At 54.9% G+C, this 19315-nt stretch carries 18 protein-coding genes and 1 riboswitch; of the genes, 8 read left to right on the top strand and 10 right to left on the bottom strand.

Annotation, left to right across the window (positions count from 1 at the left end; all coding sequences use genetic code 11):
- Positions 1-800, top strand: an 800-nt coding sequence (locus L5470_RS07055; protein ID WP_499499066.1) for an RNA-guided endonuclease InsQ/TnpB family protein, incomplete at its 5' end; no start/stop codon positions are given.
- Positions 801-854: 54 nt separating this feature from the next.
- Here L5470_RS07055 and L5470_RS07050 read toward each other — a convergent pair.
- The 3 genes from L5470_RS07050 to L5470_RS07040 form a co-directional block, all read right to left on the bottom strand.
- Positions 855-1871, bottom strand: coding sequence for an inorganic phosphate transporter (locus L5470_RS07050; protein ID WP_499499064.1), 1017 nt, complete (start codon positions 1869-1871; stop codon positions 855-857).
- 19 nt (positions 1872-1890) lie between these two features.
- A complete protein-coding gene (gene thiC, locus L5470_RS07045) occupies positions 1891-3267 on the bottom strand; it encodes a phosphomethylpyrimidine synthase (protein ID WP_499499068.1) in 1377 nt (458 codons plus the stop codon).
- A 10-nt stretch (positions 3268-3277) separates the two neighbouring features.
- Positions 3278-3376, bottom strand: a riboswitch (TPP riboswitch).
- Positions 3377-3448: 72 nt separating this feature from the next.
- Complete coding sequence (locus L5470_RS07040; protein ID WP_499499062.1) at positions 3449-4384, bottom strand: septal ring lytic transglycosylase RlpA family protein; 936 nt, start codon at positions 4382-4384, stop codon at positions 3449-3451.
- Between the two features lie 515 nt (positions 4385-4899).
- On the opposite strand from L5470_RS07040, the gene L5470_RS07035 reads away from it, so the two are divergent.
- Together L5470_RS07035 and pdxH are read left to right on the top strand one after the other, a co-directional pair.
- Complete coding sequence (locus tag L5470_RS07035) at positions 4900-6675, top strand: DUF2339 domain-containing protein (RefSeq protein WP_099798757.1); 1776 nt, start codon at positions 4900-4902, stop codon at positions 6673-6675.
- A complete protein-coding gene (pdxH, locus tag L5470_RS07030) occupies positions 6672-7307 on the top strand; it encodes a pyridoxamine 5'-phosphate oxidase (RefSeq protein ID WP_499499060.1) in 636 nt (211 codons plus the stop codon). Before L5470_RS07035 ends, pdxH begins: the two co-directional genes overlap by 4 nt.
- A gap of 37 nt (positions 7308-7344) precedes the next feature.
- On the opposite strand, the gene rlmN is transcribed toward pdxH, so the two are convergent.
- On the bottom strand, positions 7345-8364 hold the full coding sequence (gene rlmN, locus L5470_RS07025) for a dual-specificity RNA methyltransferase RlmN (protein ID WP_499499057.1): 1020 nt from the start codon (positions 8362-8364) through the stop codon (positions 7345-7347).
- A 143-nt stretch (positions 8365-8507) separates the two neighbouring features.
- Here rlmN and L5470_RS07020 point away from each other — a divergent pair, with 143 nt between their 5' ends.
- Genes L5470_RS07020 through L5470_RS07010 form a run of 3 tightly spaced genes read left to right on the top strand, consistent with a single transcriptional unit; the run spans position 8508 to position 11527 of the window.
- The gene (locus tag L5470_RS07020) at positions 8508-9242 is read left to right on the top strand and encodes a PspA/IM30 family protein (protein WP_099799863.1); all 735 of its coding nucleotides are present in this window, start codon (positions 8508-8510) and stop codon (positions 9240-9242) included.
- Between the two features lie 9 nt (positions 9243-9251).
- On the top strand, positions 9252-10160 hold the full coding sequence (locus L5470_RS07015; protein ID WP_099798759.1) for an energy-coupling factor transporter transmembrane component T family protein: 909 nt from the start codon (positions 9252-9254) through the stop codon (positions 10158-10160).
- Entirely contained in the window at positions 10052-11527 is a 1476-nt protein-coding gene (locus L5470_RS07010) for an anthranilate synthase component I (RefSeq protein WP_499499055.1), read from the top strand. Before L5470_RS07015 ends, L5470_RS07010 begins: the two co-directional genes overlap by 109 nt.
- Here the strand turns inward: L5470_RS07010 and L5470_RS07005 are convergent.
- Positions 11480-11965, bottom strand: coding sequence for a CYTH domain-containing protein (locus L5470_RS07005; RefSeq protein WP_499499053.1), 486 nt, complete (start codon positions 11963-11965; stop codon positions 11480-11482). The two genes, L5470_RS07010 and L5470_RS07005, sit on opposite strands and share 48 nt — an antisense overlap.
- Positions 11966-12121: 156 nt before the next feature.
- Here L5470_RS07005 and L5470_RS07000 point away from each other — a divergent pair, with 156 nt between their 5' ends.
- On the top strand, positions 12122-13234 hold the full coding sequence (locus L5470_RS07000) for an RNA polymerase sigma factor, RpoD/SigA family (RefSeq protein WP_499499050.1): 1113 nt from the start codon (positions 12122-12124) through the stop codon (positions 13232-13234).
- Here L5470_RS07000 and cbiM read toward each other — a convergent pair.
- From cbiM to L5470_RS06975, 5 genes are all read right to left on the bottom strand, one after another.
- Complete coding sequence (cbiM, locus tag L5470_RS06995) at positions 13231-13875, bottom strand: cobalt transporter CbiM (RefSeq protein WP_499499049.1); 645 nt, start codon at positions 13873-13875, stop codon at positions 13231-13233. The genes L5470_RS07000 and cbiM overlap by 4 nt on opposite strands.
- Positions 13875-14354, bottom strand: a complete 480-nt coding sequence (locus L5470_RS06990) for a carboxypeptidase-like regulatory domain-containing protein (RefSeq protein WP_499499047.1) — start codon at positions 14352-14354, stop codon at positions 13875-13877. The genes cbiM and L5470_RS06990 overlap by 1 nt, the downstream gene beginning before the upstream one ends.
- The gene (locus L5470_RS06985) at positions 14351-15103 is read right to left on the bottom strand and encodes a hypothetical protein (protein WP_499499046.1); all 753 of its coding nucleotides are present in this window, start codon (positions 15101-15103) and stop codon (positions 14351-14353) included. The genes L5470_RS06990 and L5470_RS06985 overlap by 4 nt, the downstream gene beginning before the upstream one ends.
- A gap of 130 nt (positions 15104-15233) precedes the next feature.
- Positions 15234-16073 (bottom strand): metal ABC transporter permease, encoded by an 840-nt coding sequence (locus L5470_RS06980; protein ID WP_499499044.1) that lies wholly within the window; start codon positions 16071-16073, stop codon positions 15234-15236.
- 15 nt (positions 16074-16088) lie between these two features.
- On the bottom strand, positions 16089-18443 hold the full coding sequence (locus L5470_RS06975; RefSeq protein WP_499499043.1) for a GGDEF/EAL domain-containing response regulator: 2355 nt from the start codon (positions 18441-18443) through the stop codon (positions 16089-16091).
- Positions 18444-18613: 170 nt separating this feature from the next.
- On the opposite strand from L5470_RS06975, the gene L5470_RS06970 reads away from it, so the two are divergent.
- Complete coding sequence (locus tag L5470_RS06970; protein ID WP_499499042.1) at positions 18614-18928, top strand: hypothetical protein; 315 nt, start codon at positions 18614-18616, stop codon at positions 18926-18928.
- Positions 18929-19315: the final 387 nt, after the last annotated feature.

Here is a 19315-nt window from a genome sequence, read left to right as displayed (position 1 = left end):
GTAGAGAACACATCAAACTGGAAATAGGACACTACCAGCGCGGCCAGCTGAAGGGGTGTAAACCCACTTCGGCTCAACTGTGCAAGCACAGAGATGGAAGATACTACATCCACATTCAACTGAGCGACGAAGCTCCTGAACCCATTCAGTCGGACAAGGGGATTGGCGTTGATTTCGGTCGGCGTGAAATCGCTAAAACTAGTACCGATCAAGGTTGGGATGCTAAGCAGTTGAATCAAGTCCGAGATCATTTCGCCAAAGTGAGAGCATCGCTCCAGCAAAAAGCCTCGAAGGGCACACGGTCGAGTCGGCGTAGATGCCGACAAGTCCTGCAACGGCTGTCGGGGAGGGAGAGACGCTTTCAGCGATGGCTCAATCATTCCATCAGTGCATCCATCATTCGTGAAGCAAAACAACTCCATGCCATTGTTGCTATCGAGGATTTGACAGGCATTCGAGATAGAATCAACCAGCAACCGAGAAACACGACCGAGCGGAGACGGTCTAACAGTTGGGCGTTCTATCAGTTGCGACAATTCCTAGAATACAAGGGTATCAAGGAAGGAGTTGAGGTGGTTGCTGTMCCMCCTGCCTATACCAGTCAAACCTGCCATTGTTGCTTGCATATTGGGCTGAGAACTGAAAAAAAGTTCAAGTGTGGGCATTGCGGATGGATTGGTGATGCAGACCTAAATGGAGCAATCAATATTGCGCTTTTGGGGCAGTCCGTAACGCTGCCTGGAGGCTCCTGGCTAGCTTGCGAGATAGCCGGAGGGCTACAGAAAGCCTCGCCCTTCTAGGGCGGGGAAGTTTACAAGCACCCCTAAATTCACCACGTCTTGCCTCACGCCTATCTATTGTTTTCCGCTAAATCCCCAAGCCATGGCTGCTGCCACGACTGCAGCGCCGGGAACCGTCAAGACCCATGCCACTAGAATATGCCGCCACGTTTGCCAGTTCACCCCTCGCTCAGGATGGTGTTGATAGCCTGCGCCTGTAATGGCACCGACGACAACTTGGGTGGTACTGACGGGAAACCCTACAAGACTTGCGGCTGTAACCGTCAGGGCAGCACTGAGGTTGGCCATACATCCACTAAGGGGGTCAAGGGTGGTAATTTTTTCGCCGGTAGTACRAATAATTCGCTCCCCACCGCCGTAGGTACCTATGGCGATCGCCACGGCACAGAGCGCAATGACCCACAGGGGAATACCGGCCTCTGGAGACAACTGACCAACACTCACTAAGGCCAGCGTAATCACCCCCATGGTTTTCTGGGCATCATTGGCACCGTGGGCAAAGGCCATTAGGGTACCGCTGAGAATTTGGAGGTGTTGCCAGCGCGGCTCAGGTACTTCTCCCACCCATTGCAGGAGATGCTCTACCAGTGCCATCRGGGTCATYCCCACCGCCACTGCTAGCAACGGCGAGAGCACCATGGGTATCACGACTGCTTGCACAATTCCCTGCCAGCGCACAGCGTTTGCCGCCCCTTGAGCCACTGCCGCCCCCACCAACCCCCCAATGAGTGCGTGGGAGGAACTGCTGGGCAGTCCCCAATACCACGTCAGCAGGTTCCAAAGCACTGCCCCCACCAAGGCAGCAGCAATGACCCCGAGCCAATGACCGCCCAGTTGGCTGCGCTCGAGAATCCCCTGCTCAATGGTCAGTGCCACGCGAGTACTTAAAAAGGCTCCCGCAAAGTTGGCGATCGCCGCCACAATCAGGGCTGAACGCAACGAGAGGGCGCGGGTGGCCACCACCGTTGCAATAGCATTGGCCGCATCATGAAAGCCGTTGGTGACATCAAAAAGGAGGGCGATCGCCACCAAGAGGATCACCCCCCCATCAACCCCGAACAGGGAGATCATGACTGACGCCCGCAGTCCCTTAAACGCTGACGGTATCTTTATCTTTGGCCAAGAACTGCTCCAGCTCCGCTAGTGCCTCAGCATCCACTTTGGTTTGCATGGGGCAGAACTTCGGCCCACACATCGAGCAAAACTCAGCGGTCTTGTAAATATCGGCGGGGAGGGTTTCATCGTGGTACTCCCGCGCCCGGTCTGGGTCTAAGGCCAACTCAAACTGCTTATTCCAGTCAAAGTTATAGCGAGCATGGGAGAGTTGATCATCGCGATCGCGTGCTCCCGGACGGTGGCGAGCAATATCCGCTGCATGGGCTGCAATCTTATAGGCAATTAAGCCATTGCGGACATCTTCAGCATTGGGTAAGCCCAGGTGTTCCTTAGGCGTGACGTAGCACAGCATTGCGGTGCCGTACCATCCAGCCATCGCCGCGCCAATGGCACTGGTAATGTGGTCATAGCCGGGGGCAATATCCGTCACCAACGGCCCAAGCACATAGAAGGGGGCTTCAGAGCACTCCTCCATTTGTTTACGCACATTGAATTCAATTTGATCCATCGGCACATGGCCGGGGCCTTCTACCATCACCTGCACATCGTGCTCCCACGCCTTGCGGGTGAGTTCCCCAAGGGTTTTTAGCTCCGCCAATTGCGCTTCGTCAGAGGCATCATGAAGACAGCCCGGGCGGAGGGAATCCCCCAGCGAGAACGAGACATCGTATTTTTTAAAAATCTCGATAATGTCGCGGAAGTGGGTATAAAGGGGGTTTTGTTTATGGTGGTGCAGCATCCACTTCGCCAAAATACCGCCCCCCCGAGAGACAATACCCGTAATGCGGTTTTTCACCAAGGGCAAGTATTCAATGAGAATACCCGCATGGATGGTCATGTAGTCCACCCCTTGTTGGGCGTGCTTTTCAATGACGTGAAGGAAATCGTCCGCCGTGAGCCGATCCACATTGCCATGGACACTCTCAAGGGCTTGATAAATCGGTACGGTGCCAATGGGCACCGGCGAGGCATTAATAATGGCGGTGCGAATGGCATCGAGATCACCGCCGCCCGTCGAGAGATCCATCACCGTATCTGCACCGTACTTCACTGCCAGACGCAGCTTGGCCAGTTCTTCCTCTAAGTTAGAGGAGTTGGGAGAGGCACCAATGTTGGCATTAACCTTGCATTTGGAGGCAATGCCAATGGCCATCGGTTCAAGATTGGGGTGATTAATATTGGCGGGGATAATCATCCGCCCCCGCGCCACTTCATCGCGGATGAGTTCTGGGGGTAGGTTCTCGCGCCGCGCCACATAGTGCATTTCCTCGGTGATGATCCCTTGGCGGGCATAATGCATCTGAGTAACATTATCCTGCCCCTTACGAGCAGCAATCCATTCGCTACGCACCATTGATAGAATCCTCTCTAGACAGCTTCCCTGCGCCAGCATGATCCGGTTCAGGTTCTAAGGGTTTACTCTCAGCCTGCTGTGATCACAGACACCCCTAGCATGTGGTTCATTCTATCATTTTGCCCTTGGAGGATGGCGATGTACCGCAGTACCCCTTCCCCCTAGGATTACTGCAATACTACTGCAATACGTCAATGCGTACTGGCCCAACGCCAGTCCCAATGAGGCCAATGGCAGCAGCCGCACCGCGAGAGAGGTCAATTTCCCGTCCCGGCGTAAATGGGCCACGGTCGTTAATCCGCACAATCACCGATCGCCCATTATGGAGGTTGGTAACCCGTACCCGGGTGCCAAAGGGCAGTGTTTTGTGGGCGGCGGTCATGGCATCTTGGTTAAACCGCTCACCATTGGCGGTGCGCGCACCGTGGAAGCCGGGGCCATACCATGAGGCCATACCAGTAACCTGCATACGAATCGGGCCGACGGCCACTACAGTATTGTCAGAGCCGTCAACACTGGTGAGGGCAGGTGCATTCCCTAACTGCCGCCGAATGAGGTTGGCAATGCGCAGGGCATGTTCATCGCTGCGCTGCTGGTTTTGGGGTAGCAAAATCTGGTTATTGAGGGTGAGGAGGTGCTCTTTGTCGGCGTAGATGCGATAGCGCTGTTGCTGCCCATCCCAGCGTACCCGTATTAAGTTGGCATCAAAACCTTGCTCGTGGAGTTGGTTGAGGCGGGCAGTTAAAATCGTTGCCTGCTGCGCGGCATCCGAAAGGGTGGTTTGCTCAGGGGAGGCCCCACCACTGGCGGTGGCAACTTTCACCCCTGCTGGCTGGGCGGCATTGGTGCCCATGAAGGTGAGAATGGGAATCCCTCGCAAATAGACCGTAATGGCTTCCCGACCCTGCTTTTCGTAGCGATGCAGGGTGGCGATCGCCCGGGTGGCAATGGGCGCAGTGGCTTGGCGTTCCCCCACTTTGCTGGCAACAACGGCGGCCTCAGGAGCAGGAGCCGAGGCGGTTGTGGGKGTGGGCGTATTTGCACGGCTGTCGGAGAAAGCTCCGAACACCGCCAGCGCAGTTGTCGTCAAACCAATGTAAAGCGTTTTCTTCATAAGCGTCCGTTAAAAAGGGCATCCATACGGCAGGACAGCGGGGCACCAAGGTCACAGGCTAACCCGTACTGGTGCCGTGTTCGCTCTCATAGCGGAACTGTTTCAACCTACCACGAACCCCAAAACTCAAGCATCTGTACCCTTTTGTTCATGACGAACATTCGCAGAGAGAATAAAAAAAGTGAACACTGTTAAAACTCACACAGACTGGCACGTTGACGGAATTTGCAGTCGTCGATCAAAAATAAGTAAAAATTATAAAGATTTGCTAATTAATTTTTAATTTCTGAAGTTTTTTGTGATTTAGATCACGCAAAAGCTAGATTCTTTTTCTAGAGAAAATTTGCCTTTTACTCCCTTTTCTGGGTGGCATAGGACGATTTACGGGGAGCGTTGGGGATGGCATCCCAAGGTCATCAGACGGGGGTCAAGCCAGTTAAGAAAGTGTATTGCCAGTGTTTTGAGGTGGCACGGTAGTGCATAAAACAGAAGTATGTCTCGCAGATGAGCAATTTATGGCCAACATCGATGATCTGCGCCAGCGTTTAGAGGTACTCGAAGCAACGGTTGCGGGCTTGGCGCGATCGCTGCGGATCCTCCAAGAAGCAGTGTTACGCGAGGATCTGGCACCCGAGCCAGAACAACCTCCAATTTCACCTACTCCTGCCTCAGACCAGCCGACAACTGTCCCGGATCGCCCGTCACAGCAGCCTGCCCCTGTTTCCGCACCTGAAACACCCCCACCTCTACGGCCTGTGAGTGCACCTAAAACCGATTGGTTGCAAAACTGGGAATTGTGGCTCAACCGCCTAGGGATTGGGTTACTGTTGCTGGGGATTGCTTTCCTGTTTAAATACGCAATTGATCTTGGCTGGCTCACCGATGGGGTACTGGTGGCGATCGGGCTATTGATGGCAACGGGGCTGATTGCCTTGGGGTGGCGGTTGCAGCAGCGCGCGATCTTTAGTCAGTTTCTGCAAGGGGGAGGGCTGGCCACCTATTACATTACGGGGTTTGCCGCCTATCAGCTTTTAGAGATAGTCTCGATGGCGATCGCCTTTCCCTTGATGGTGGCGGTGACCTTGGCAGCCTTCTTCCTTGCCCTGCGGCAGAATCGGGCGATCTTTTCAGTGATTGGCACCCTTGGCGGCCTAGCAACGCCCTTCCTGCTGTACGAGGGATCCGGTAGCCCCCTTGCCTTAGCCGCCTATACCTTTGTGATTGTGGCGGGCAGTTGGGGGATCTACGCCTATAAAGGGTGGCGATCGCTCCTGTGGTCTAGCTTTTGGCTCGGCTGGCTGGTGCTCAGTATTGCCGTTAATGCCTTTAATGCAACCGGTCTAGCACCGTGGTTCCTGCAAGCCATTCTAGGGCTGACGTGGTTGGGCTTTACCGTCTTGCCACCGTGGTACCAGTGGGGCGATCGTGACCGTGCATCCCTTCCCCATGGTCAAGCCTTAGCACTCTTTAATCCACTCATTACTCTCAGTTTGTCGGCGGTTGTTTGGAACTGGTCTGCCACGACCGTTGGGGCTATCTTTATTGCCTTTGGTGCCCTGTACTTAGTCACGAGTCTGCTATGGCGGCGGATTCCCCCCTCTTGGCGCTGGGTTTATAGCCTAACAGGATTGTTGCTCATCTTGGCAGGCATTATCTATCGCTACCACAGCAACCCCTTAATTTTGGCACCCCTTGCCATTGAAGGGTTAATTTTGCACTACCTTGCCCAGTACTACCGCTCCGCCGCGTTGCAAACCATTGCCCATGTCTGGTGGGGGATCCTCACCGTAGTGATGGCCGCTCGCTTTTTAATTCTGGCGGCAGGCACCCCACCACTACTCAATCGCGAATTCATCACCGACCTAATTGTGATGGCCGCAGGGCTAGGGAGTACTCGCTTTTTGGCCGCCACAACCCGCCCCGTCTATTGGGTGTTTGGCTACGCCCTAACCTTGGGCTGGATTCAACACGAATTGGCAAGCTTCGGCACAGGAGCTGCCACCCTGCTGTGGGGACTGTTTGGGGTGGGGTTGCTCGTCTATGGGCTACGGCGGGATGTCTCAGGGGTGCGGATTGTTGCCCTTATTACCCTCGTTATTACAATTATCCGCCTCTTTATTATCGACCTCATCAACCTTGCCCCTGCTTGGCGGGTACTGCTGTTTATGGGGTTTGGCCTTATTTTCTTGGTTCTCAGCTACTTTTTCCGTGCGCTGTGGCGACATCCCCCCGCAGAATCCTCTAGGATTAGTGAAAACACTGCACCTGTTGAACCCGAAAAGGAATCATGACCCGCATTGCTGATCTACGCCGCGACTATCGTCGCCAACGCCTCCTCGAAACCGAAGTGGCGGCGAACCCCCTCCATCAATTTCAAGTGTGGTTTACAGACGCCGTTAATGCTGAGCTGCCTGAACCGAATGCCATGACCTTGGCCACCATTGGCTTAGATGGGATGCCTGCGGCTCGCTTAGTGCTGCTTAAAGAACTCGATGAACGGGGGTTTGTCTTTTTCACCAACTACCGCAGCCGCAAAGGCCAAGAGCTAGCGCACACTCCAAAGGCCGCCTTAGTCTTTTGGTGGGCAGAACTAGAGCGCCAAGTACGTATTGAGGGAACGGTGGAGCGCATTAGCGCGGCGGAGTCGGATCACTATTTTGCGACGCGCCCCCTAGGGAGCCGTTGGGGAGCGTGGGCCTCACAGCAGAGTGAGGTCTTAGAGTCTTACGCAGAGTTAGAGGCAAAATTAGCGCAAATTGAGGCACGCTATGGGGAGGACGTTCCCCGCCCAGAGCATTGGGGGGGGTACCGGGTACTACCCACCCTGATTGAATTTTGGCAAGGTCGCCCGAACCGCCTCCACGATCGCCTCTGCTATCGGCGCACGGAAGGCGGCTGGCAGATGGTACGGCTTTACCCCTAGTTGACGACATCTCACATTCGGTAAATGGCAGAACATTTTAGGGGTGTGCCACCAGTTGGGCTTGACGCAACTGACCACAGGCCGCTTCCCGATCCAGTCCCCGCGATCGCCGGATGCTGGCTGCCACGCCTAAGTCCTGTAGCTGCATTAAAAAGTCTTGCAGATGCCTGCCGCTAGGACGCTGATAATGGGCTTCGGTGATTGGGTTGTAGGGAATTAAGTTGACATGGCTCTGAAATCCGCGTAGGAGTGCAGCCAATTCACGGGCATGGTGGGGGCGATCGTTGACCCCTGAGAGCACCGTATATTCAAAGGTGATGCGACGGCCAGTTTGCTGAACATAGGTACGGCAATCTGCCATGAGTTGGGCTAGGGGATAATGCCGCGCACTGGGAATCAACTGTTGTCGCAACTCTTGGTTCGGAGCATGGAGGCTGACGGCTAAGGTAATTTGCAGTTCATAGCTGGCTAGGCGCTGAAGTTGCTGGGGAATGCCAACGGTGGACAGGGTGATGTGCCGCTGCCCAATACCAATATCGCGATTGAGGCAGGTGATGGCTTTGAGCACGGCCTCTAGGTTCAAAAGGGGTTCCCCCATCCCCATAAACACCACATGGCTCACCCGCCGTTGCATTTCGCTTTGAATCGTGAGCACCTGATCTAGAATTTCGTGGGGTGCCAAGTTGCGTCGATACCCCCCTTTCCCCGTTGCGCAGAAATCGCAGGCCATGGGACACCCCACTTGAGAAGATACACACACAGTGAGGCGATCGCCGGTGGGAATACCAACGGTTTCAATGGTTTCGCCATCGGCTAAACCAAGGAGCAGTTTCAAGGTGCCGTCGCTCGACCAATGGTGATGACGAATCTGAGAGCGACCCACCTCAACCCCTTCAAGGTGCTCCCGCCAGCGTTTGGGAAACACCGTAATCTCTGCGAGCGATCGCACCCCCTTTTGATACAGCCATTGATAGAGTTGTTGGCCACGATAGCTGGGCTGCCCTTGGGCGCTGACCCATGCCGTTAATTCATCGACCGACTGTCCTAGGAGTGCCATAATGCATAGGCTGAGGGGTGTTCTGCATGGATCCTAGCAGACCCCCACGTTGGTGGATGTCACCGTTGCCCCTCAATGCCGTAGGGCATCCTGCCGAAGAGGCTAAAATGGGTTAGAAAAATGGGCGTATGGGAGATAGCACCGTGGGACTTTTTGATCGCATCAGTCGGGTGATCCGAAGCTGGATGAACGCTATTGTTGGGGCGGCTGAGGATCCCGAAAAGATGCTTGAGCAAAGCATGATTGAAATGCAGGACAACCTTGTCTCCCTGCGACAAGCGGTGGCTCAGGCGATCGCCTCCCAAAAACGGCTCGAGCAGCAGTTTAACCAACATCAACAGCAGGCAACGGAGTGGGAGCGGCGCGCCAAAATTGCCCTACAACACGGCGATGAACCACTGGCCTTAGAAGCCCTGAATCGCAAAAAAGCAGCGACCAATGCAGCGATGGCGCTAAAGGCGCAACTCGAGCAGTCGATTAGCCAAGTCGATGTCCTCAAAAAACAAATGCAACAGCTTGAGAGCAAAATTGCTGAGGCCAAGACCCGCAAGGAAATGCTGGTGGCACGGGCGCGGGCAGCCAAGGCCTCGGAGCAGATTCAGCAAACCTTTAGCAAGGTCAACACCAATGCTCCCATGGCCGCCTTTGAGCGCATGGAAGAGAAGGTGATGGAAATGGAAGCCCGCTCCCAAGCTGTAGCGGAGCTAAACACCGATACCCTTGAAGCGAAATTTGCTGCCCTTGAGTCCAGCAGTGTTAATGAGGATCTCGCCCGCCTCAAAGCAGAGTTGGCCAGTCCGCAGCAACTCCCCAGTGCCAGCGCTCCCGCTTATGATCCAGAACTAGAAGCCCTGCGGCGGCAACTAGAGCAGAGCTAGCGGTTATTCATGGATCTGTTGCGATCGCTCCCTCTGGGACTTTACCTAGAACACCCCATCACTTGGTTGCACCGCTTGGATCCACGGGTCAAACTGGGCTGGTTAATGACCTTTTTGCTGGCACCGGTGCTGGCGGATACCTCGTGGCGATTAGTGTTAGTCCTCTGCTTAATTGGCTTGACCTTTGTGGGTGGCATTCCCCGCCGGGTGTGGCAACGACAACTACTGTGGCTATTACTGCTGGGGGGTCTTATTTTTCTGATTACTGCCCTAATGCCCGATGGCATGGCGGTCAGCTACCAACCCCGCCGCCCCCTTGAGGCAACAGCACCAATCACCAGCTATCACTACATTCTCTGGCAGTGGCACGCTCAGATGGGGCAGTGGCCCATTCATCTGCAAATCTCCCAGCGCTCCTTTGATCTGGGCTTACGCTTGAGTACCCTTCTATTTACCTTGCTCTACAGCACCCATCTATTTTTGCTCACCACCGCACCTGAGGAGGTAACTGCTGGCCTCGAATGCCTGATGCAACCCCTGAAACGCTTTAAGTTACCTGTTGCCGAACTTGCCCTGACCCTAACCCTCTCACTGCGCTTCATTCCCTTAGTGCTTGAAGAGGTGCAAAACCTCAGCCGTTCGGTGCGCACTCGTGCCATCAACTGGCGATTAGTGGGGATCAAAGGCAGTATTAAGCTGTGGCTGACCCTGGCAGTACGGCTGTTAGAGAACCTACTCCTGCGGGCGGAACAGGTGGCCTGTGCTATGCAGGTGCGGGGGTTCCAAGAGGCTGGAACCTACGATAACCCATGGCACCACTTGCGCTTGCAACGGCGAGATTGGCTGGCCTTAGCAGCCATGGGGCTGTTCTGGCTCCTGCGGATACAACTCCCAGCTTGGGGGGCGCTATTCCCATGATCTCACCCTGTGCGCCATGGGTCTGGGCGTGCCTACCCTTGGGGGGACGCAGCGGCCGAGCCGTGTTTAGCCAGTTATTTTTAGCCGAGCCGGTGGCGGTACTCCTCGAAAGCCCTGCCAGCCATCTCACCCCCCAAGCTCGCTATTCCATTTGTGCCGGTAGGCCGCGCCGCCAGTGGGTACGCTCCTTGGGTCAGGTGCTCCCCACCTTGGGGCAGTTTCCCCAAGTGGCCACCGTGCCCCCTGAGGTTGCCCATCTACCCTTTACGGGGGGGTGGCTCGGTTGGCTCGGCTATGAATTGGCATGGGAAATTGAGGTGCTGCCGCCCCTGCGTCCAGATCCACTGCCGTTTCCCCTAGCCTTTTGGTACGAACCCCAGAGCTTTGCGGTGTTAGATCACCAGAGCGATCGCCTCTATTTGGCGGCTTCTGCTGCTGCCGACCTTGCTGCCCTGCAAAAACAGCTAGAGGCATTACCGCCGCCCCCCGAAGTTCCGATTTCCAATAGAGCAGGATCTGTGGAATTGGCTGCTGGCTGGCAACCCCAAACCTATCAGGCGGCGGTGGGTAAGATCCTAAATCATATTCGCGCTGGCGATATTTTTCAGGCTAACCTCTCGGCTCGGTTTAGTCATCACGGTTGGGTGGAACCATGGCAGCAATACCTACGCCTACAACAGATTAATCCCTCGCCCTTTGCCAGCTATTGGCAGACCCCTTGGGGATATATCGTGAGTTGTTCGCCGGAGCGGTTGGTGCACTTTCAGGGCGAGAGGGTGCAAACCCGCCCCATTGCGGGCACCCGCCCCCGAGGGCACACTGCCACTGACGATCGCGCCCAAGCAGCTGATCTGCTCAGCAACACGAAAGAACAGGCAGAGCACATTATGCTGGTGGATCTAGAGCGCAACGATCTGGGGCGCATCTGCCGCTGGGGAAGTGTTGTGGTTGATGAACTCCTGACGCTGGAATACTACAGCCACGTTATCCACCTCGTGAGTAATGTGCGGGGCACGGTCAAGCCCGGCACCACCCCGGTAGAGGTTATTCGCGCCCTATTTCCTGGTGGCACCATTACCGGCTGCCCAAAAGTGCGCTGTATGGAAATTTTGGCGGAGCTTGAACCCGTCCCACGGAATTTGTTTTACGGCTCCTGTGGCTACTGGGATCAGCGGGGGCACTTGGATCTCAATATCCTGATTCGAACCCTGCTGGTTGCTGGCGATCGCCAAACCACTTGGGGACAGGTGGGGGCGGGAATTGTCGCCGACAGCGATCCCGAGCGGGAGTGGCAGGAATCGCTTAATAAGGCGCAAGCGCTACTGTTGGCACTGGGAACCCCAGCAACGGTAGGGATGCTCTGCTAAGTAAGCGTTGCTATAGCGGTGATCGTCGGTGACCTCAGCACCAATCCACGGCGGTACGCTTAAGGGATAGTCAGCACGGGGCAGTTCAATCTCGGCGAGGATCAGCCCTGCCGATTCACCCTTGAATTCATCAATCTCCCAGCAGAGGTCTCCCCACGGAACGCGGTAGCGGTTTTTCTCAATGATGGGTTGGATACAGAGTGCTGTCAGTAGCTCCATAGCCTCATCCACGGGAATCGGATACTCGTACTCCCGCCGTTGGGCGCCACTGGCTTTGCCCTTAATTGTTAACCACGCCTGAGTCCCTGCACGGCGCACCCGCACAGTACGCTCTGGGGTAGTTGAAAGATACCCTTGGGCAATGTGGGTGACATTGACGGCCAGCGATCGCCACAACTCAGCCGTCACCAAAAACTTGCGTTCAATCTCGATGCCCATCCCAACCCCCTCCCCCACGGGACTGATCCGTATCACAACCCACCTTCAAGACACATCACTGCCACAGGAGTGTCAATTGCCGACAATACCCATTATCGAGAATAAGGTTGACCCAAGACTCGACCGTGTCATTTCTGAGGACTTCTGAGTTGCCCTATGGTGGTTACCCCAATTGAACCCGCCCCCCGACGCCCCTTAACCACCGATCTGGTGGGTCAGTATTTACGAGAAATTGGCCGCGTCCCGCTTCTCAGCCCCGCCCAAGAGGTAACGCTGGCACAGCAGGTGCAGCAATACCAGAGTCTTTTAGAGGTCTGCAAGCAGTCCTCAGATCCAGACCTTCAAGCTTATACCGCTGCTCTGGCCGAGCGCGATCGCCAACATCGTCAATTGGGGCACATGCCCAATCGTCAGCAGTGGGCTGCCGCCCTCAAGCTGAGCGTTGAGGAACTGCAAGTGGTAATTCAGCGCGGTCGCCAAGCCTGGGCGAAGGCTGCACAGATCTCCGTTGCCGAACTAGAACAGATCGAGTGCCATGGCACCCACGCCAAAGCCCAACTGCTGCAAGCCAACCTCCGCTTAGTGGTCAACATTGCCAAAAAATATCAACATCGTGGCGTTGAGTTCCTTGATCTGATCCAAGAAGGCACCCTAGGTTTGGAGCGTGCCGTTGAAAAATTTGACCCTGCCAAAGGCTTTCGCTTTAGCACCTACGCCTACTGGTGGATTCGCCAGAGTGTCACTCGTGCGGTTGCCAACCAAAGTCGCACAATCCGTCTGCCCATTCACATGGTTGAAAAACTCAATAAAATCAAGCAGGCGCAGCGCCGGTTAGCCATACAGCAGGGAGCTATGCCCAGTGTGGCTGAAATTGCCGCAGAACTGAATCTAGACGCAACCCAAGTGCGGGAGGTGTTACTAGCAATTCCCCGTGCCATTGCCCTTGAACAGCGGGTGGGGCCAGAGCAAGAGACCGAGTTGCAGGAGCTGATTGAGGCCACCACCCCTACCCCCAACGACGTGCTCATGCGGGACTCCTTGCGCATGACACTGCAGCAGATGCTCGGTGATCTGTCCCCCCGCGAACAACAGGTGATCGAGCTACGCTATGGCCTAGGAGACGTTCCGCCACTGGAGATGTCGGAAATTGCTACCCTGCTCGGCCTTAGCCGTGAACGGATTCGCCAGATTGAGCACCGCGCCCTGCAAAAGCTGCGACAGCCACAACGACGACGGCAGATCCAAGACTACCTTGACGAGTTGGACTAGGATGACCAATTGTTCAGTATTTGGGGCTTGACCCGCTCTAAAAAATTTAACAGCGCAGCAGTAAACACGCCTTCGAGGAGGGCAAGGGGGACATGGCTTGCGATAATGACCCAAATGGCCGTAATTTCCCGTTGGCGATCCATGGTGGGTGGCAAGCCGAGAATGACAATGCCACTGAAGAAGCTAACGGCCAATAGCACACTGCCACAACCAAGGCTAAAGCCAAGGAGCGATCGCCCCCAGCCCCGACAGCGGTGCCAAAGGCCGTGAAATAGGCCAGCCGCCAGCAGCGCGGGCACACCCATAATCAGCGCATTTAGCCCTAAGGTGGTTAAGCCCCCATGGCCAAACATGACTGCCTGCAAAAACAAGCCCACCACCACCGCCATCATGGCACCATAGCCCAACAGGGCACCAAGGCTCCCCAACAGCAGTAAGTGAACACTGGCAAAGGGCAGGGGAATATACACCGCTGAAGCGGCAAAAAATCCTGCGGTTAATAGCGCTAAACGGGGTACCGTTGCCAGCGGATCCGGTTGCTGGCGTTGCAATTGTCGGGACGACCACCACAGCAGCCCGCCGGTGCCTGCATAGCCAACCCCGCACAACAATGGCGGCATTAAACCATCGGGAATGTGCATTACTCGACCTGTACACGACGGCGTGACCACGCAAAGCAGGCGGTGCCGATCGCCCCCCAAAGAACTGCCAGCACCATAATACTGACCTGTAGGGGGGTGTACTGACTGAGGGACACAGGACTGGCAGCGGCTGTAACCTGTACCGCTGTGCTCACTGGGGTGGCATCGAGTCTTACGGGAACCGTAAGGTTACCACCATGCCCTGCCTGCCGTACCTGTACCTGCCAAGAACCGGCCTGATCCGGTGTAAATTGAAACTCCCCTGCGGCATTGGTGGCGCCTTGGATGACGGCCTGCTGCGGCTGATTGGGGGCAAACACCTTCACTGTGGCATTGGCCATGGGTTGGCCACTATCGTAGTGCGCCGTAATTTTCACCACCTGCTGTGCTTGATAGTTGAGGGCAACCCCGTGGGCGATCGCCTGCGGTGCGATCAAAAGGGCAGAACTCAGGGGTAAAAGAGACAGTAGCACCTTCATGAAGAGACCTCGCGACAATGACCTTCCCCAACGTGACCCAGGCTTTTCAGCGCCTGTAATAAACGGTTATAGTCGGCTGGCGATAGCCGCTCTTGGAGGGTGGCCTGATCCACACTGAGACGGTTACCAGTACTGAGCGCCGCCAACGGATMAAAGCCAACCGCCGCTTGGTTAATCTCTGCGGTTGGAGGTTCTGCGCCATCCCCAAACAAATGGTCGAAATGCAGTGTAATTTCCAGCGCCGCTGTTTGGTCGGCTGCCACAATTCCTTTGCGCTCATCGCCAATATAGTCGCCGCAAACGTACTGCAACGGCTGATTCAGGGTAATCTCAAAAGGGAGGGTGACACTGCCGCGGCGAGCAGTGCCCACCAATTGCAACGTGGGATCCAAGGTCTGCCAAGCAATTGCATTGAAGTGACCAACCGGTGCAGGTGCACTGCCAACAAGGGGGGGCTGATCGGCCACCAAATCCACCGTCATCGCATCGGGAAACGCAACGGTGGCGATCGCCTGCGGTAATTCTCCAGATTCGGGATCAAAGGGTGGATTGGTTTGGTAAGCGGTAATGGCACCAAGGGTGAGATAGGCATGATCTATGCTCAATTCCCAACCATCTTTGGTCGTCCACCCCTGAGTTAGGCGCTCTTCGCCATTGGCGTAAATCATCAGGGTGCCGTTTTGTGAGGCTGGGCCACAGGCGGATAAAACCGCTATGACCACAGCACTCGCCAAATAACGTTGCAGCATACATTTCCTAGCACAAAGACGGCAAGCCACTGATGCCAGAACATCATGGCTAGCGGCTAATGGTGAACACGTTCAACACTTCCCCAGTGAACCGCAGCTGGCTTGGAAAAACAATGCAGGGGAGGGGGATTCACCCTGCTCGCACTTTGGCAAGGAGGCCGTGCTTGGGGGCAAACAGCATCGCCACAATAAAAATCACCGTTTGCAGCACCACAATACACCCCCCCGTTGACGCATCGAGGTAATAACTAAGGTATGTGCCAAGGACACTGCCTAGCCCCCCCACGGCAATAGCAATGGCGACCATCCATTCAAAGCGATCGCTGAGCAGGTAGGCCGTTGCCCCCGGCGTAATCAGCATGGCCACCACCAGAATAATCCCCACGGTTTGCAGGGCAGCCACGGCAGTTAAGGACACGAGCGCCAGCAACACATAGTAGAGCAACGTCGTGTTCAGACCAATGGTGCGGGCGTGGGTGGGGTCAAAACAAAACAAAATGAGATCCCGGTGCCATAGGGCAATAGTGATGAGGGTAAGGGCACTAATCACGATCGTCTGCCAAAGGTCGCGATCGCTCATGCCAAGAACATTCCCAAACAAAATATGCATTAGATCAAGACTGCTAGTCGTTTTAGAGAGCAACACCAACCCCAAGGCAAAGAACCCCGTAAACACTAAGCCAATCACGGTATCTTCTTTAATGCGCGTTTGCTGCTGCACAAAGCCAATGAGAGTCACTGCGGCCAGACCAAACACAAACGCACCGATCGCCAAAGGAAGATGCAACCAATAGGCCAACACCACCCCGGGCAACACCGCATGGGACACCGCATCCCCCATTAACGCCCAACCCTTGAGGGTCATAAAGCAGGAGAGCACCGCACAGACACAACCGACTAAGGCACTTACGCCAAGGGCTTTGACCATAAAAGCGTGTTGCAGGGGGTCTAGTAACCAATCCCAGAGCATGGGGCAACTCCAGTGCTAGGTAACCAAATGTTTTTGTAGATACAGTTCTGCTTGGTCGGCACTCAGCGGTGGCGAAAAAAGATACCCTTGACCGTGGGGACAGCGCAGCGATCGCAGCTGTTGTAATTGATTGGTGGTTTCCACCCCTTCGGCAACGCAGTCGAGCCGCAGGTTTTGCGCCAACAGCAAGATAGTGTGCACGACCTCAAGATCCTCACGGCTGGAGTCCATGGTGGCGATAAAGGAGCGGTCAATTTTAATGCAGTCGAGGGGCAAACTGCGTAAATAGCTGAGGGAGGAATACCCCGTGCCAAAGTCATCAATGGCAACGCGAATCCCCATAGACTTTATACACAGCAGCAGTTCCCGTGCTGACTCCAGATGCTTCATGAGCGCACTTTCAGTAATTTCCAGCTTGAGAAATTGTCCCCAGAGGTGATAGCTATGTAGCGCCTGCTCAATGTCCGCGACCAGGGTTGGCAGCGAAAAGTGGCTCCCCGATAGGTTAACGCTCAGGGTTAAACCAGCCGCCATCATTTTGGGATAGCGCTGTTGCCAGTCTCGCAGTTGCCTACAGGCCGCATGCAAAACCCAGCGGGAAATCTCAAAAATTAGCCCCGTTTCTTCTGCCACTGGGATAAATTCATCCGGTGGCAACATCTGGCCGTCTTTTTGCCAGCGAATCAGGGTTTCAAACCCCACCAGTGCCTGAGTGCGCAGGTTGACAATGGGTTGATAGTACAATTCAAAGTCACCGTGTTCAACCGCTTGGCGCAGTTCCACCTCTAGCCGCAGGCGATGGCGCACTTTTTGCAGCATTGGCTGGTCAAAAATGGCAATGCGATTCCTGCCTTTGGCCTTGGCATGGTACATAGCGGTATCGGCATCTCGCAGTAACTCTTCAGGATGGCTGTAGCTGCGATCCCCCATCACCAAACCAATACTGACGGAACCGTGAAGGGTATAGTGGCTAATGGCAAAGGTTGAGGCAAGGCGATCGCGCAATTGACTGCTAATGGTGTAAGCATGATCGACATCCCGTAGATCATTGAGCAACACGCCAAATTCATCCCCCCCCAGCCGCGCCACAATATCTTGGGGGCTAAGGTGGCGGCTCAGCCGTTGTGCCACTTCCTGCAGGTATAGGTCCCCCACCGAGTGCCCTAAGCTATCGTTCACTGTCTTAAAGTGGTCTAAGTCAAGACACAACACCGCGTACTGATAGTTTGGCTGGCGCGCCGCTCGCTGCAGCGTGGTGTGCAGATGCTCCTCGAAGAGCCAACGGTTGGGTAGATGGGTGAGGGGGTCGTGGCGGGCCTGGTAAAGCAGTTGAGCTTCCACCACTTTTCGTTCCTGTAGCTCTGTCTGGGCTTTTTGGTACAGTTCCGCTTGCAGGATGGCGATCGCCAATTGGGTGGAAATTTGCTTGAGCAACTCTACTTCACTATCGTGCCACTCCCGTGGCTGCGCGCACTGATGACAAATCAGCAAGCCCCAGAGACGACCATCAACGGTGATGGGCACAACTAAGTTGGCTCTGACTTGATAGTGCTGCAACAATTCGCGGTAGCAAGTCTCGAGCGCCATGGTTTCAACATTGTTAACGATGTGAACCCGTCCCCGCCGGTAAGCCTCAATGTAGCGTTCTGTGAAGCAACTATCCCCGACAATATCCCCAAGAGCAGGCTGCCACGGCGGCACCACCGCTTCCACATCCATGATGCCGCGCCAATCGGGCAAAAAGCGATACACTAAAACGCGATCGCACCCTAAAAGCTGCCGCACATCTTGCACCGTACTTTCAAGGATGGCGGACAGATCAAGGGACTGGTGAATGTGCTGCGTTAGCTGCACCAAGAGGCGATCGTACTGCGCTTGGCGTACCAACCGCTGCTCAACATGGTGGCGATGAATGGCATTACGCAAACTCCGCGCCACTAAGTGCGGTGTTAACTCCGCCACACTCAGATAGTCTTGGGCGCCACTGTGAAGGGCTTGGGTGGCCACATCAGGGCAGTCGCTTTTGCCAATGACCACTAAAGGCACCTGCGGAAACCGCTGATGCAGTGTTTCTACTTGAGTGGTTCCCTGCTCGTCATGGCACATCAGCACCAATACATCAGGACGGGCTTGGGCTACAAGACCAGGCGTTAACTGACCAAATAGGCAGGATTGAACGCGATAGGACACACATTCAATAGTCTGTAGATAAGGCTGTAAAATTTCACCCGATGGGGGGATGTTTTCGATGATTAATACCTGAATAGAAAACACTGGAATCCGACATTGAGCTAGCGATGATCCCCACTCCTTCAGTGAATTTTGGGAGCAGTCATCAACAGCGGGTAAAATGGCGGATTCATCAGTCATGAGGTCAGCTATTATTATCAGAAAACTTGTTAATCGTTGTTAGATCATTTTTAATAGTTTGCCTCTCTCACTCCATCATAGCCTTTAGGGGGGATCGCAGGGCAATGTTGCCAGGCTGCCTCAATCCGAAGCAAAACTGCTAGGTTAGGGGAAAGGTTTTTTCAAGGCATATGGCCATTGCAAAGGTTGCCATCACACAACAGTGCTGCCGTTGGGTCACCGCTATGGTCGTGGCGATCGCCACCGTCAGCACCCCAACCGCCAGTGTGGCTCAGCGAGATTTAATTCCCATTGATGGATCTGATGAAAAGATTCAGTTTCTTTTTGATATTGTTTATCACCCCCAGCGGGATCCGGCGCCGTTTCGCCTGCAAAATAGCGCTGAAGTAGAAGCTTATAGGAGTGATGTGGGCGGGCTAAAACCCCTCCGCTTTAGCGAGGGGATACAGCCAACTCAGGGGGCTTTAGTCCTCTCTATGTGTTAAACTAGAGACGTGGAAAGTAGGCGTATCAACTACGCGAAGAAACATCCTAGTACGGAGAGATCCCGGCAAGTAAGTCACTACCGCTTTGGCGGCAAGCCTAAACCACTGCAAGCAATGGCAGGATGTTGAGCGTATCGAATTGGCTAGTGTTGAAAAGCGCGAAACCACGAACCGAAACATAAACGTAGTCCCAATAGCAGGAATGCTTGAGGTGAGTAGGGGGTCTTTGACTGCCCCCACCCGCATTAAGTTGTGGGTGACAGCTCAAGGGAAAAGCGAAGCAATGTGGCTTCAGCCCGTTGCGTAGCATCCTTTGGGAATCCCCTCTCTTTCAAGGAGGGGAGAAGTCAAGWCTACCCAGTGTTCACAGGCCAGCACGCCTGCCAA

Origin of the sequence: Synechococcus sp. PCC 6717, assembly GCF_022698185.1 — a bacterium.
Taxonomy (GTDB): domain Bacteria; phylum Cyanobacteriota; class Cyanobacteriia; order Thermosynechococcales; family Thermosynechococcaceae; genus Thermosynechococcus; species Thermosynechococcus lividus.
The sequence above is the reverse complement of the archived record's forward strand: the minus strand, read 5'-3'. Positions and strand labels throughout refer to the sequence as shown.